We start from the raw sequence: 14,035 nt of genomic DNA, 5'->3' as shown, positions 1-14,035 counted from the left end.
TAACGGTTCCGAGCTCAATTATGCGACAGCCGCGCCATTCGGTTTCCGAGCGCGATTTTAAACGTTAGATCAATCTAATTTGTGGTGGATAGCGTCGCTCGCGTGTGTGAAAGGGATTCGCTCTTGCTCAATTCGCAGCCTGCCCTCGGTGAAGAGTAGACGGTAGGCTTCCTGTTCTTCGGTGGTGAGGTGAGTGAGCGTGGCTGAACCGTCGCCTGGATCAGGGACAGCGAGGTGCTTAAACGCAGTTACGGTAGCAGTATCCATGAGCAGAGATTCGGTGTGGGGGAAGCAGGCGCGCACGGCGTTGAGGATGCTGAAGCCCGCAGCGTCGAGATCACCCCAGTAGGTAATTTCGGATTGGTGGAGCCAGTTGAGGGCGTGGAGCTGATGTGCTGCGGTGCCGGAACCTAAGACAGCAATGGTGGGCGGAGCGGCGTCCGAAAGCACAGGTAAAGCCAGAAAAGTTTGTTTATTTTCCACGATGAGCACTCGCGGTGGCCTGGTGGAGAAAAGGGATGCGGCGTGGGAGAGTGGAATCTCGAGGTCGGACACTGCCGGGACGTGGTTGAGATAGCGAAAGCGAATACGGGCGTCGCTGCGGCGCAGTCCTAGATCCGCGATGCCGAAAGGAGAAAGCAGGGTTAGCAGCAGGCGCCGGTGGGACCCGATCCACTTGCCATCAACGCCCTCTACGGGGACGGCGCGTTCCCACTCACCCGAATCGGGATGGGTGAGCAACCAGTTCAAACACGGTCTCAAGCAATGCAGGTCGTAGGCGCTTAAGTCTTTCCACTGCTTGTAAGCACGGTGAACGGTGTGAGCGAAGTCAGGGTGCTCGGGGAAAATCGAGGCGATCTTTTGAGCTCTTTGAACCGCATGCGAGTATGTTGTGGCCATGCCTGCTGCGGAAGCGATGCGTTCAGGTCCATCAATTACCACGCGTACAGGCACGGAATTGGTGCCCAGCCCAGTACGCGACCAATTGCGGGACTCGTAGATAACCTCTTCCTGGTGCGGCCAGCGCTGCCAGGCGCGGATGAATTCTTGGGTCATTGGTAAATCGCGTTTGGCGGTGGCTGCCGTCGGTGGATGTAGCGGCCAGTCCAAACGGAGGGAATCCGGCGAAGATAGCGCCTCCGCAAAGTGGTTGCGCAAGAGCTTTGCCGCATGTGCTTGTAGGTCTTTAGGAATCCGCATTGGGGTCCTCCTGGGGATACGAGGCGGCGTCGATAAGTGAATAGCCTGTGCGTGCCTGTGGACGGCCATGAATGATGGGCTCGTCGTAGTTGACCACGATGGTGCCGTCGACGTAGGGCGATAATGTTTGAATCAGCTTGAATGGCGTTGCCAAAATCATGTGGAAACCAAACGATTCAAACACAGACATTGCCGTGCGGGTAAAGGCTGGATCTGCGCGGTCAAAAGCTTCGTCCAAAATGATGGAACCATAGGTGGGAACATCCTGATCCGGCTCCGCTAGCCGGAAACGCAGGGCCGCAGCCAGGCAGAAGAAAACTAACTTTTGTGCCTGGCCACCAGAGAGGGAAGCAGAATCCTGATACGTATTGGCGGTTGTTCCATCGGGGTAGCATTCGCGGCCGATGAAGCTTACGTGTTTTCGGGTATCAAGAACCAGGTTGCGCCAACGAATATCTTCCGGTTGGGTTGAACCCAAGCGGCTGAGAATTTTATCCAAAGCATGGTAGCGCCGCAACGCCGCTTCCGGCTCATCTGCGCTGATCTCGGCCAGGCTATGCGAAGTCGCGGAATCTAGATCTCGCTGGAAATCCTGTACTACCTGGCCGCGAGCGTCTTTCACATCAATTCGCAAGATACGGTCGCCATTAAAGGGCGAGCGCTCCAGCGACTTATTGATAAATTCCATACGCAGCTCGATATCGCTGCGAGCGTGGCGCAACGAAGAAGCAAGGTGAGACAGATTTTGCACCGTTGTTCCGTTGAGTAGTTCCAAGAACTGAGCACGGAAATCGGCAAGGCGATCGGCCCGAAGGAACTTCAACTTTTCAATGCCCTCACCGGCAAAGTTTGCCTGTGGCTGTAAATCCGCAGATTCCGCTGGCCACTGAGACAAGTATTTGTGGAGAACGGAGACAATCTTGGCATTTATCTCCTCGATGTTTCGTGCAGCCGCGCGGGATGTATCGTGCAGGCTGTTTTGTACTGCATCGCGCCGGGAATCGATGTCATCGATGGAAAGCTTGCGCCTTCCGTTGTGGAGGGCCTCTTTGACCTCCTTGGCAATAGCTTCGTCAGCGATGGTCGGTACGGTGCCAATGTTCTGGCGACGCTGTGTGGAGCGCTGGAGATCGCCCTCAATGCTTCCAAGGTGCTTTTGAGATTGCTTAAGGCGGGCACGGGCTGCAGCTAGCCTATCCTTTGCTCGATTATGCGCGGCATGTAGGGCTTTCGCCTCGGGTGACGAGGCAAGAGAATCATATTGCCGTTGCAGATCTCGTTTGCGAGTTTCTGCAGATGCGGTATCAATATCCTGAAACTTAGTCTCTAACACCAGTTTCGCTTTATCACGTTGAGTGCGCAGGATATCCATTTTTCGGTTTAAGTCTTGAACTAGCTTGGCGGTGGCACTGGCATGGGCTTTTGCTTTATCGAGTTGCGTGCGCAGCAGCTCAATCTTGGCGTCATTGGTAGAGCCCACCCGGTACCAGCTGGTGCCGGAAAAACGCCTGCGGTCGTCTTTAATAAAGCGGGTAGACCCATCTTTATCCTTAGGGCGGCTTTCTAAGCCATCGCGAGTAACCGCTGGGGTCTTAGTTACCTGTTCGAGCGCCGCGACTGAACTGACACATTCATAGTTAAATCGGCGTGAAATATGATGGCGGACCCACGGTGCCATAGGGTGGTCTTGGAAATCCAGCTTGTGAATGAGTTGTTGTGGGCTACGCGCAGTTGCTGGTGCGGGTGCAAACTCAGGGATGGTGCGGTATTCGAGCCGGGTCCCCACGTTCCGAGAATTGACCCACTGATTAATCGCTTTCCGTGCGCTTTCCGGAACCAGCAGGGTAGCAGCAAACCCGTGAAGAAGCTTTTGGAGGACCGGCTCCCATTCCGTCTGTTGTGGACTAATATCCATGAGCTCACCAGCAAAGGGAAGTTCTGACTCGGCGTACCCCGTATCGTGAGCGAGCTGGGACCGTAGCTCTACCAATGCTTTATCTATGTTGGTGTTTCGCGAACCGAAAGAAGCGAGTTCGCTTTTCAGAGTGGCAAACGTTGTCGCGGCGTCGCGAGCAGCTACTCCAGCCTCTTGCTGCTGATTGATGAGCTTGGCAGAGTCAGATTCGAAGTCCGCGATGCGCAGCTTCGCATTAGCCTGAAGTTCCGCAAAGCCATGCGGATTGAACTCATAATTGTCGGTCCACCGGCCGGCGGCAGTGGCCAAGCGCCGGAATTCTTTGGAGCGGTGCTCGATTTCTTTTTCAGCAGTCTCCATTTTTGCGCTTAGGGCATCGAGCTCGCCGGCACTAAGTTGAGACACAGCCACTGCTGCTAACCGCTCCGTCTCGTCGAGGTGTTTGACCTCGTCCTCGAGAGACTCGGCATCTGATTGAGCCTCAGCCAATTGTGCGTTTAGCGCTCTGATTTGATAGTCCAATTCCTCTGCCACCATGCGAGCTCGGACCGCTGGTAGCGCTTCACTCATGGCCTCGGCCTTGTGCTTGGCAGATTCTGCAACATCTCGCTGCGCATGCAGACGGGGAAGGGGAGCGAGTGTGTCAATCTGTGCTTTGACATCCTCCACCCGCAGGTAAGCTTGGCGGAGATCCTCGAATTGCTCCACAGCTTCATCGGCTCGCTCGAAAGTAGAGGGCTTGTCCAGCATGTAGCCTCGGAAGAGCTGATCCAGGCTGGATAGGGACTTAGCGGATTGAGTGCGGTGCAGGAGCACCTGGCCTAGTTCGCTTTTGATCCCAAGGCGCTTACGAAAGCGATCTGCGAACGTACTATACGTCTGTGTGAAAGATGCCCCTGGTCCCTTATATAAAGCTTTAATCTTGCGGGTATCTAGGCTCCGCGTGAGCAGGGAACTCAGCTTATCGATGTCCTCATCTCCTTGCACCACTCCGTAGAGTTTCTTAACCTGGCTCACGGAATTTTCACCGCCATTGAGGCGGAAAATAGCAATGAGGGTATGCTGCTTTCCAGCTCCGTTATCGTAGGTCAGCGCCACAATTGAATTCGTTGCGCCCGTTCTCAGGTACTCGGGAGCAATCTCACCCGTCTGTGTATTTTCCTGTTGCCGCCATGCACCACGCACATAGGATACGAGATTGCGACCATCATGCCGCCCAAGGTCCTGTTGCGATGCCGCGTTAAATTTCAGATCTTTCTGCGGTACTAACACCGCCGACATTGCATCCAATAAGGTAGATTTGCCGGAACCGGATCCGCCGGTGATTAGGAAACCCTTTCTAGCTACGGGGATGGAAAAGTATCCGTGAAATGTGCCCCAGTTAATTAATTGGATGCGGCTTATCCGGTATTGGCCTGGGTAAATATTAGTCATTGGAATCATCCTCTTGGCCATTCCCTGTCTCCGCTAGGCGGGCGTACTCGTCCCGGATGGCGGTAACTGTGGCGGAATCGAAAAGCTGGCGCAATACGGGTGAAACCTCAAACCGGCCTTCAGTCTCAGTAGCGCTTAACAGTGAATATTCATTGCGGATGCGTTTGATTGCTGCATTGAAGCGATTATTGAATCCGGCCTCGTCTCGGTTATCAACCGCGCGGACGTACCCGATTCCCTCTCGCAGGTCTTCCACGTCCACGATTACACGTTCGCCAGGTAGCGCCAGCCCCAGTTCTTGGCGCAGGTTTAACAAGATGGCTGTGTCGATGTGCTTGAGCTTATCCGTGCGCAGCACCTGCGGAATAGCTAACGTTTCTTCTTCCACCATTCGGGTGAAGGCGAATCCTTCTGCTTCATCGATAACGAGCTCGAGAAATAACTCGTGCAGTCTAGCCCGCAGGTTTTCTTCGTCTGAAATAATCGCAGCCCACAAGACAGGTTCCTTCTGTGCTCGAATAAGTGGTCCTTTTAGCAGCTGTACCAACGCGCGGCGTGAGTTATACGTCAGCGTCCCTTTATCGCAATTCCAAAGCGGCGGTTCATGCTCGGAATCGACGCGGTGATTAAGTGCAGCGGTCACGATAGCTCCTCAATGGTGGTGCGGTCGAAATACATAGTGGGAATCAAGGCGGCGCGTGTTGTGCCGTTTTCTTCGGTCCAAAAGACCTTCTCCGTGGAATTTCTCAAGTCAGGCAGGGGGTGCTGATCCGCAATGTGCACCAAGCCCACTACACTAGCTAAGCCTTGCGTGGCAGGGTAGGCCTGCAATACTTGGCCAATGGTGCACGGGCCCGCCTTATCGACGGCCTTTCGAATCATCTCGTGCAACTCTTCAAAGTCAATCTCTGATTCGCGCACTAGCTCGAGTAATGCTTCTGCGTTTTCCTCGCCTGGCTGGAACGCCTCAGGTGATTCCTCTACTACCTCTCGACCTGGGTTGGCTAAGCGAATGCGTGAAACGGAGTGGATGGACATACCGATGCGCTGCAGCGGCGTCTCCATTCGGTGAAAGGCCTTGAGCTCAGAGTTCTGCGCAGCATCAATGGCCATACCGCGCGCCTCTCTTAGGAGCTCAATCATGCGCCTGTCTTCTGCGAACTGCTCTGAGGAAACGTAGTTGCGCAAGCTACGCGCCAAGCCAGTCATCGTCTGGTTGACATCGAAACTCGTGTCTTCCATATCGCGGAAAAGATTTCGCAGGTGCTGCCGCATTTCTGGCGCCAGCTCCTGGCCGGTATCGCTTTCTAAAACTTCTTTTATCCACTGGTCCAACCATGCACTGCGTTCCCTATCCATAAGAAGGGAATAGAATCCGCGGAAACTGCGTCCAGCCTCAGATTCAGCAATATGGTCCACGCCGGTGAAGATCTCTTCGAGCACATCGCCGCGGTATCCCTCTGGGTCTAATAACTGCCGGCGTAGTTGATGATTGAGGGCCTCAAGTTCGTGGCGCACTCGGGCGAAATCACTCGGTACCGCCGTTGCCATATTCAGCACGTCTTGTACACGTTCTTCTGTCTCTGCTGAGGTTAAGGATTCGAACTGTCCTAAACGTGCCTTTTCAATCTCCTGGTCAATGCGGTTCCGTTCTGCCTCGAGACTGGCAACGCGACTGGCGATATCCTTATTCGTGTCCCTTGCTAACCGTTGCAGGGCCGAGCTAATGGATTCCACCCGTGATGCTGTGACGGCAGATACCGGTGACTCCCACCGCTTGATGGCCTCTAGAGCAGAAAGCGCGTCTTCGCTTGGTTCCAACGTTTCGCCGTGTGAACTTTTACCTGATTTTCTCACCAACCATCCTGCTTTTACCCAGTCAGTGCAATAACTCTGGGGCGTACGGGGCATGGCAAAATCGTTGGCAATAACCTCAAAATCAGTGACCATCAACTCGTATACCTCCGCCGCTGGCCGTGCTCGGGTACCGCGGGGGAAGTACTCTGCGATCAGCGCCAAAATTACCGGCGCGTTATCAGCCGCAAGCAGTCGTACCGCCGCAGAATTGTGCATTAACCGTCGCAGTGAGAGGGCCCTAGCTTCAACAGACATGACTCGATTTTGACAGCTGTGGCGGACATGTGCAGTGGTGTCTGGTTCATTTATTCGATTTTTGGGTTTTCGAGTAGGGGTGTAAAGAGGATCCGTGCACGACATGTGGCAGTATTCGCCGTGCCGGTGACAGGTCATTTAGCCCGTCCGAACCGTCGACGATGTGGACAACTCCAATGAAGTACCGGGAATTGGTTTTCACCGACGCCAAAGACGGAGCAGAGTCAGGGTATTGCGTGATATAGGATTCGCCTGATTTTCGTTTGTAAAAGATGATGAAACCAGTCATACTTCCGCTTTCTCAAAGTGCGGATTAATTTATCTAAGCAAGCCCAATGATTTTGAATTTCCCGCAGATAGTGTCGGCTGTATTCAAGACTCCGTTATTTCAAGGTTGGCAGTAAATTGTGAAAAGAAACCCCTCACCACAGCAATGCTGTAGCGAGGGGCTAGAGGCTAGACGCCAGGATTAGTCCTGTGCAACACCAACGTTGACCTCGATGTTGCCGCGGGTGGCTTTGGAGTAAGGGCACATCTGGTGGGCGGCGTCGGCAAGCTCTTGTGCCTTGTCGTCCCCAATGCTTGGATTGGTGACCTCGAGATTGACGCAGAGGTAGAAGCCCTCACTGCAGCTGCTTACGTCCTTTGGTTGGTCATAGTGAAATCTGGATCGGAATTCTTGACTATTACGCGCTCGCCTCGGTCTGCTCCGATGGAGAGTGTTTTGGCGGGAGCACTGCGGGTTCGTTGCCTAAGAGGGGCGAAGGCCGCGCTTGGCGATGTCCCCGCCTCAATCGTCTCCTGTGCCGGAGCCACCGTTATGGCTGCCCTCGATACGGCCTGTCCCTCCATGGACTCGTTGAAGGAAAAGCGGGTCCTAGTCGTGGGCTTAGGCATGCTCGGTCTCCTTGCAGTGGAGGCCGCTTTGCGCGCGGGCGCTGCCGTCACCGCGACGGATCCCAACTCTCATCGGCGCAGGTACGCTGCTCAGCTGGGTGCCTGCATCTCCGGTTTTAGTGACTTCGATCCCGCTTTAGATATTGTTGAGAACTTCGACGTCGCGCTGGAATTCTCCGGCTCGCCCCAAGGTGTTATCACCTGTTTGAAGCCTCTCGACATTAATGGCGTGGCCGTACTCGCCGGTTCCGTTGCGGACAGCCCTGCTATCGACTTGGACCCCGAATGGATTGTCCGCGGCTGGCGCACTGTTACCGGCGTGCATAACTACGAGCCGCATCACCTTGAGCAGGCCGTCGACTTACTTGCCGGCTCCCGCATTGACTGGCAATCTGTCACCGATGGCCCTATCACCCTCTCCCAAGTTCCCGAGGCATTTCACCGTTCGGCAGGGGAGGGGATGCGGAGGGTGGTTGACCTTAGCGAGTCATAAATCGCAGGAGAGCAGCGCCTTAGCTTTGTAGGCAACGTATTTCTTCCGCGACGCTAGCTCCGCCGATTTCGTCCACTGTGCTTGGGAATCCGCCGCGAAGCGCGGCGTGGCACTCGCCCTCTATGCCACCTGAACCTGAATAGCCACGTTTCTCGCTGGGGAGAGTACTAGGAAGAATTAGCGGGGCTAAGATATGGACAGAGAAACCCTATTTATTAAAAATCGACGATTTTATAAAATAGCCATCCACTCTGGGGATCTTATTGCTAAAAACCCGCGTTTTTATCAATAAGGATCCGCAGCGGTGACTACAGGAGTGGAATGCACAGCAGCGCGAAGGGGCACGGCGTGTTGGGCACCAGGTGTTAAGGATTAGATGTACTACGACTGCTAGGTTGGCCCCTTTCTCATTATCAGCATTGAGAACTCGACAAGAAGGGCAGTATCTCTCACTACGAGTGTTGCTATTCAATGTCTAGAAACTCACGGGCTTCTTCCGTGAGTGCAAAAGAGAGCGGCTTGTGTGACCGCTCTTCCAAGAGCCCTTCCTTAACTAGACGTTTCGTATCGGCACGGACGGTTTGCTTACTTTTATCCAAGTAGGTCGCTAGAGTGTCGAGATCGAGTCCTAAGAGAGGGCCAAAAAGCGCGGCTTGTCCCATTATGAAGAGGATATTAAGTCGGCGATCCTCTTTGGAAGTTCCAGGCCCATTTCGCAGTTCTTGAATTCGGCCTTCGAGTTTCTCGAGGGCGAACTTTTTTCGCTCAAGCGAGTTTAATAGAGATTCTTGCGCCGAGCTCAACATCTCTAGGAGCGCAATGACAAAAAACGTTGCCTCGCCACGATTGAGAGGCTCTTCGGTGACCGTGAAGGACTTGTAGTATTTTTGCCGGTCTTTCGAGAGCTCTCGAGAAAGAGACATCGCGGTGGGTACAGAAAGTATTTCTCGCAGCTTCAAGCCCATGAGAAACCGGCCGAGACGGCCATTGCCATCATAAAATGGATGCGTGTGCTCGAACATAAAATGCCCTGCTAGGGCATTAATGAGGCCGTTTGAAGTAGACGCTTGACACGCCAGGAACTGTTGGAGTCTGGTTCGAATATCTTGCTCGTTGTGAGCCTCGGACGTGAATTGGGTGCTGCCGCCAAAGATGTGGACAACGCCATTTCGAAACAGCTCACCGTCGATACCATTCTCAGCATCGATTTCTCCTTTGAGGAGAGAATCGTAGAGCGCGCGAATATCTTCAAGCTGAGTGGGAAAGCTGACCTCACTTCCATCGAGTCCGGTAAGCGAAGAATATAGCGCTGACATTTCCTCGAAGCGCTTGGTGGAAGTAGAATCCGCCTTGGATAAAGCTTCCGCGATTTCTTTCTTTGTGGAATGAACGCCTTCAATCTCGTTCGAAGATTGAATTTCTTCAATCAAGAGTTGAAAAATGTAGTGGCGCGTCGCAGCTTTAGGTAACAGGGACCATAACCGGGAAATAATAACTTCTCGGCGCCAGACCTGTTCACACAAGGAGTGGAGCCGAGTGGTAACAACAACAAAGAGGTCTTTTCCGCGCACCTGATAGTCCCAACGGATTGTACTCGGACTCTGCAGCCTAAGAGCGTGAGCCTCGTCGACGGAGGATTGTCCGTGTGAAGACTGATGGAAAATAGACTTTAAAGAGTGATAAGAGTGTGCCATCGAGGTTCTTTCTATTTGTTAAAAACGCGCCTTTTTATAATTTAGCTCCACCCTACGGCGGGCTTATTGATGAAACGGCACGTTTTTATCAATAAAGTTCTGGACTGGCCGCCGCGCCGAGCCATCTTCCAGAGCAGAATACCAATCTGAGAGGTCGCGTAAGGCATAAAAAGACCCACGCGGCGCTGAAAGTAGCGCGGCGTGGGCTGGGGGAGAGGACTAGGGATTAGTCCTGTGCAACACCAACGTTGACTTCGATGTTGCCGCGGGTGGCCTTGGAGTAAGGGCACATCTGGTGGGCGGCGTCGGCAAGCTCTTGTGCCTTGTCGTCCTCAACGCCTGGGATGGTGACCTCGAGGTCCACGCCGAGGTAGAAGCCCTCGTCGTTCTTGCCCAGGGAAACGCGGGCACCGACGGTGGAGTTCTCCACGTCTACGCCCTTGTCCTTGGCCACTGCCTTCAAGGCGGAGTGGTAGCAAGCGGCGTAACCGGCAGCGAAGAGCTGCTCCGGGTTAGCGCCCTCACCGCTGCCGCCCATCTCCTTCGGGGCGGTCATGGTGAAATCCAGATCGGAATCCTTGACTACAGAGCGGCCGTCGCGGCCCGCGCCGGTGGAGAGTGCTTCGGTGGTGTAAACGGCGTCCATGATGACTCCTTTTCTATTGGGTCTTTGTACGTCCGCCGATTGTACGCAAGAACGCTAGTCTTCGACGACGCTGACGGTGACCTCGATATTGCCGCGGGTGGCGTTGGAGTAGGGGCAGACCTCGTGGGCGGCGTCGGCAAGCTTTTGGGCGGTGTCCTTGTCCTGGGCGGGGATGGATACTTCCAGCTCTACTGCGAGCTGGAAGCCCTCGCCCTGCTTTCCGATGCCCACTCGCGCCCCCACCGCAGAGTCTCCCAGCTCGACCTTCTGGTTGCGAGCCACGGCCTGCAGCGCGGAGTGGAAGCAGGCGGCATAGCCGGCGGCAAAGAGCTGCTCCGGGTTGGCACCCTCGCCGCTGCCGCCCATTTCCTTGGGGATGGCCAGGGCAAAGTCCAGGTCCGAGCCCTTGACTGCGGCGTGGCCGTTGCGGCCTGCTCCGGTGGCGAGGGCCTCGGCGGTGTACATGGCGTCCATGATTGCTCCTTTCAGTGGGTGCTCGAAACGGTTTTGATTGTACACAATTAAATCGGATGCAATGTTTTGCTGACGTCTATACTTTTTGCCATGAATGACGCGCCCACTGATCGCCTCGTCCTGGATAGTCAGCTGTGCTTTGCGCTCTACCGCGCCAATAGGGCAGTGGTGCGCTCCTACCGCCCGCTGTTGGCGGAGCTCGGCCTGACCTATCCGCAGTACCTGGTCATGCTGGTGCTGTGGGAGGCGGATGAGCCGGTGCCGCTGAAATTCATCGACTCCCGCCTGGGCCTAGATAGCGGCACGCTCACTCCGCTGCTGAAACGCCTGGAAAAGCAGGGCTATGTGCAGCGCTGGCGCGACCCGGACGATGAACGGCGCACCCTCGCTGCCCTGACTGCCGACGGCGCCTCCCTCCGCACCCGTGCCGAATGCATCCCCGAAGCCATGGCGGGGGCCTATAAGGAGGTAGGCCTCGACCTCGCCGAGTTCAAGGAATCGCTGGACATCCTCGCCGGAGTGCCTGTGGACGTAGAGCTGCCGTGGCCTTCTGAGGATGACTTTGTGGGTTAAAGTGTGGCCTTCATATAGCAGATGAGGACGGCTATACTGGCTTAAGAATTTTGGCTCTTTACACGTAAAAATTGTTTCGCACTATGAGAGGAGGGGTCATGGCTACAGCAATAGACGTCGCGCAGGTTATCTACAACAAACTGGGGTGGGTCGATGCGTGGAAGCTGGAGAAGCTTGCGTATTACTGCCAAGCATGGAGCTTGGGCTGGTACGGGCGACCTCTTGTCTCGAATGAATTTCAGGCGTGGAAAGACGGTCCGGTTGAACCCGACCTCTATCGCGAGAATAAATATCAACGCTCCGAGAAAACCTCCACGGTGTTACCGGGAGCTGATGTAGAGGCAATAGGGGACGAAGCCGAAAAGATCATCGATGCTGTGATTGCCTTTTATGGTGATAAGACATCCAACGAGCTGATTGAACTTACGCACTCGGAACGTCCATGGATTGTCGCTCGTGGTCAGATGGGCCCCGAGGCGAATGCTAACGAGCCGATTTCACAGCTGGAAATGAAAAAATACTATGCCTTGCAGGAAGCACGTGGAGCTCAGGGTCCGACGCGGCCTATGCTTTCGGTGCAGCATCTTTCCGGCAGTGACCTGCAGCAGCGCTTGCAAGCTTCAGTAGAACGCTGGAAGGGCGCTCTTGAGATTCTTGCAACCCGATGAATGAGTACTGCCTTCCGGTGGAAGACGTGATTCGACTGAACCGTCAACTCTTCTTTAGTTGGTGGTGGCTACGCGCTTGGTCCACACGCTTTTGTCCGCGGTTTGGAATGAGGCGCGCACCGTTCTATCGCCGGGCTTTTCGCAGGTGAGCATTCGCTGGTCGCTGCCCATGCGGCAGTCCAGGTTATAGGACTGCTTGGTCACTGGGCTGCTGGCGGTGATATTTGCGTGGTATACCGCCGTCACCGTGGGATCTTTCGAACGCATGGTGTAGCTAGCCTGCATCGCGGCGTCGAAGACCGCGGCGGCGAATTCGCAGGAGGTCAGGTCGCCGGCGTCGATGGAATCGCCAGACGAGGACGTTCCGCAGTAGCCGCCAATCTGGCCCGCGTTGATGTTGTGGTTGCCGCCGGCCGGCGGTGCGGGCTGCTCCGGTTCGGCCTGTTTGGTGACCGTTTCGGTGCGGCGTTGCTTCGTGTCCTTCTCTGGGCCGGATTCTTCTTCGGCTTCGTCCGCGGCGGAGCTATTGTCCTGTGCGGTGGAAAAGGCCGGCTCATTTGCCGGCGCGGAGTTGTTATCGGAATCGGAGCCGGAGCCGCAGGCGCTCACGGTGAGGCCAGTGACGAGAAGGATGGACGCTACGGGAAATAAGGAAGGGCGCTGCATAGGGGATACTGTAGCGCCCTTTGGGGTGTGGTGCGGGGTGAACGGTTGGCGAGGTATCCCGTTTAACGAGTCGCTAAACCGAATGCGTGGAGTCCTTTTCTTTCTGAGACGGACGAGGTGGTAAGTCATCCTTCTCGGGAGACTTTTCCATCGGTGTGGATTCCTCCAGCTTGTAGGTCTGTGAGCCCACTTCTTCTTCGCCGTATTTTTCCCTGGCTACGAGTTCTACTGGGGTGGTGAGGTCATCGAGCTCGAAGGCAGCGGAACTCTTGACGGTGCCGCCCTTTTTGATCTTGTCCATCAAGTTGTCAGTGTCGATGTTTTCGCTGAAGCCGGTCTTGAGCTCGTTGACGGAGTTCTCGTCGTTGTCCTGGATTGCGGTGAACATGGAAGTGAAATCCGCGGTGCGCAGCTCTTTGTCAGTCTTATTGGTCATCTCGTAGTCGAAGACAACGATGGGTTTATCGCCAAGCCTATTGCCGGGCGAGCCCGGGTCGATGACGTGGTGTCCGGTGATCTTGACCGTGGCGGTTGGGATTTCCAGAACGTTGTCTTTGAAGGATCGGGTGGAATCGGTGTTTTGGAGCTCACTTGTGGTCTTGGGCTCGTCGTCAATCCTCTTCAGCGCGACGTCCAGTGGGACACTTTCCGTACTGAACTTGAATTTGAGCTGATCGTCTTCGAGCTTGAAGTCCAGGGTGTCCGGCATCATGCCATCGGATACGGGATCCACGCCGCCGGCGTCTTTCTTGGAGGCTACCGTTTCGCCCTTGGCTGCCTTGGCGGCGTCAAAGGTTCCAATCCATAGTGGCTCATTATTGCCGGAGCCGTAATCCCACTCTACGGTAATGACATCTTCGGTCACGCTAGCGGTGAAGGTAGATGTGTGCTCACCTTCGCCAATTTTTTGTTCCCACGTGCCAATGACGGCTTTCGCGTCTTTGGCAGAACCTTGGCTGTTAGAGGAGTTTTCGTCGGAGTTAGTGGAGGAGGCCTGGTCCGAGTCGGCGGAGCAGGCGGAGAGGGTCAGGGCAGCTGCGATAAGGAAAGAGGCTGTGATGTGGCGCATAATTTACTTATACCGGATGGGGCTGCACTGCGCTGGGCAAATTGGTCTTTAGCCCCGCATTGGCTACTCTTTTGGGAGCGGATCTTCGCCCTAGTGGTGTGTGATCCGCGTGGGGCTATAGCTCAGTCGGTTAGAGCTACGGACTCATAATCCGTTGGTCGCGGGTTCGAGCCCCGCTGGCCCCACGGTGAGGA

12 protein-coding genes, 1 tRNA gene and 1 pseudogene are annotated in these 14,035 nt (G+C 55.1%); 4 read left to right on the top strand and 10 right to left on the bottom strand.

Annotation, left to right across the window (positions count from 1 at the left end):
• Window positions 1-69: 69 nt before the first annotated feature.
• The 5 genes and pseudogenes from BJ985_RS05010 to BJ985_RS11705 all read right to left on the bottom strand — a co-directional run.
• Window positions 70-1,200: a DUF3322 domain-containing protein gene (locus BJ985_RS05010; protein WP_179386789.1), complete on the bottom strand. Its 1,131-nt coding sequence runs from the start codon at window positions 1,198-1,200 to the stop codon at window positions 70-72.
• On the bottom strand, window positions 1,187-4,549 hold the full coding sequence (locus BJ985_RS05005) for an ATP-binding protein (protein WP_179386788.1): 3,363 nt from the start codon (window positions 4,547-4,549) through the stop codon (window positions 1,187-1,189). Before BJ985_RS05005 ends, BJ985_RS05010 begins: the two co-directional genes overlap by 14 nt.
• Window positions 4,542-5,192, bottom strand: a complete 651-nt coding sequence (locus tag BJ985_RS05000; protein WP_179386787.1) for a DUF4194 domain-containing protein — start codon at window positions 5,190-5,192, stop codon at window positions 4,542-4,544. The genes BJ985_RS05005 and BJ985_RS05000 overlap by 8 nt, the downstream gene beginning before the upstream one ends.
• Window positions 5,189-6,661, bottom strand: a complete 1,473-nt coding sequence (locus BJ985_RS04995) for a DUF3375 domain-containing protein (RefSeq protein ID WP_179386786.1) — start codon at window positions 6,659-6,661, stop codon at window positions 5,189-5,191. Before BJ985_RS04995 ends, BJ985_RS05000 begins: the two co-directional genes overlap by 4 nt.
• A 469-nt stretch (window positions 6,662-7,130) precedes the next feature.
• Window positions 7,131-7,286 (bottom strand): annotated as a pseudogene (locus tag BJ985_RS11705) (OsmC family protein); the annotation flags it as partial.
• A 225-nt stretch (window positions 7,287-7,511) separates the two neighbouring features.
• On the opposite strand from BJ985_RS11705, the gene BJ985_RS04990 reads away from it, so the two are divergent.
• Window positions 7,512-8,051, top strand: a complete 540-nt coding sequence (locus BJ985_RS04990; protein WP_236587103.1) for a zinc-binding dehydrogenase — start codon at window positions 7,512-7,514, stop codon at window positions 8,049-8,051.
• A gap of 464 nt (window positions 8,052-8,515) precedes the next feature.
• On the opposite strand, the gene BJ985_RS04985 is transcribed toward BJ985_RS04990, so the two are convergent.
• From BJ985_RS04985 to BJ985_RS04975, 3 genes are all read right to left on the bottom strand, one after another.
• On the bottom strand, window positions 8,516-9,481 hold the full coding sequence (locus BJ985_RS04985) for a Fic family protein (RefSeq protein WP_179386785.1): 966 nt from the start codon (window positions 9,479-9,481) through the stop codon (window positions 8,516-8,518).
• Window positions 9,482-9,971: 490 nt separating this feature from the next.
• Window positions 9,972-10,391 carry an organic hydroperoxide resistance protein gene (locus BJ985_RS04980; RefSeq protein ID WP_005328206.1) on the bottom strand — a complete coding sequence of 140 codons (420 nt, stop codon included), beginning with the start codon at window positions 10,389-10,391 and terminating at the stop codon, window positions 9,972-9,974.
• Window positions 10,392-10,445: 54 nt separating this feature from the next.
• On the bottom strand, window positions 10,446-10,865 hold the full coding sequence (locus tag BJ985_RS04975) for an organic hydroperoxide resistance protein (protein WP_179386784.1): 420 nt from the start codon (window positions 10,863-10,865) through the stop codon (window positions 10,446-10,448).
• Between the two features lie 90 nt (window positions 10,866-10,955).
• On the opposite strand from BJ985_RS04975, the gene BJ985_RS04970 reads away from it, so the two are divergent.
• Window positions 10,956-11,438, top strand: a complete 483-nt coding sequence (locus BJ985_RS04970; RefSeq protein WP_236587102.1) for a MarR family winged helix-turn-helix transcriptional regulator — start codon at window positions 10,956-10,958, stop codon at window positions 11,436-11,438.
• Window positions 11,439-11,536: 98 nt separating this feature from the next.
• Entirely contained in the window at window positions 11,537-12,106 is a 570-nt protein-coding gene (locus BJ985_RS04965) for a Panacea domain-containing protein (RefSeq protein WP_179386782.1), read from the top strand.
• A gap of 54 nt (window positions 12,107-12,160) precedes the next feature.
• Here the strand turns inward: BJ985_RS04965 and BJ985_RS04960 are convergent, their stop codons facing one another.
• Together BJ985_RS04960 and BJ985_RS04955 are read right to left on the bottom strand one after the other, a co-directional pair.
• Entirely contained in the window at window positions 12,161-12,772 is a 612-nt protein-coding gene (locus tag BJ985_RS04960) for a hypothetical protein (protein WP_179386781.1), read from the bottom strand.
• Window positions 12,773-12,845: 73 nt separating this feature from the next.
• Entirely contained in the window at window positions 12,846-13,841 is a 996-nt protein-coding gene (locus BJ985_RS04955; RefSeq protein WP_179386780.1) for a DUF5067 domain-containing protein, read from the bottom strand.
• A gap of 111 nt (window positions 13,842-13,952) precedes the next feature.
• On the opposite strand from BJ985_RS04955, the gene BJ985_RS04950 reads away from it, so the two are divergent.
• Window positions 13,953-14,026, top strand: a tRNA-Ile gene (locus BJ985_RS04950).
• Window positions 14,027-14,035: the final 9 nt, after the last annotated feature.

It is taken from the genome of Corynebacterium tuberculostearicum, assembly GCF_013408445.1.
Classification (GTDB): Bacteria; Actinomycetota; Actinomycetes; order Mycobacteriales; family Mycobacteriaceae; genus Corynebacterium; species Corynebacterium tuberculostearicum.
The sequence above is the reverse complement of the archived record's forward strand: the minus strand, read 5'-3'. Positions and strand labels throughout refer to the sequence as shown.

Bases quoted from the DNA above. Each gene is read 5' to 3' on its own strand.
- BJ985_RS04955 (WP_179386780.1), bottom strand. From the start codon at position 13,841: ATGCGCCACATCACAGCCTCTTTCCTTATCGCAGCTGCCCTGACCCTC.
- BJ985_RS04965 (WP_179386782.1), top strand. From the start codon at position 11,537: ATGGCTACAGCAATAGACGTCGCGCAGGTTATCTACAACAAACTGGGG.
- BJ985_RS04970 (WP_236587102.1), top strand. From the start codon at position 10,956: ATGAATGACGCGCCCACTGATCGCCTCGTCCTGGATAGTCAGCTGTGC.
- BJ985_RS05010 (WP_179386789.1), bottom strand. From the start codon at position 1,200: ATGCGGATTCCTAAAGACCTACAAGCACATGCGGCAAAGCTCTTGCGC.
- BJ985_RS04960 (WP_179386781.1), bottom strand. From the start codon at position 12,772: ATGCAGCGCCCTTCCTTATTTCCCGTAGCGTCCATCCTTCTCGTCACT.
- BJ985_RS04975 (WP_179386784.1), bottom strand. From the start codon at position 10,865: ATGGACGCCATGTACACCGCCGAGGCCCTCGCCACCGGAGCAGGCCGC.
- BJ985_RS04980 (WP_005328206.1), bottom strand. From the start codon at position 10,391: ATGGACGCCGTTTACACCACCGAAGCACTCTCCACCGGCGCGGGCCGC.
- BJ985_RS04995 (WP_179386786.1), bottom strand. From the start codon at position 6,661: ATGTCTGTTGAAGCTAGGGCCCTCTCACTGCGACGGTTAATGCACAAT.
- BJ985_RS04990 (WP_236587103.1), top strand. From the start codon at position 7,512: ATGGACTCGTTGAAGGAAAAGCGGGTCCTAGTCGTGGGCTTAGGCATG.
- BJ985_RS05005 (WP_179386788.1), bottom strand. From the start codon at position 4,549: ATGACTAATATTTACCCAGGCCAATACCGGATAAGCCGCATCCAATTA.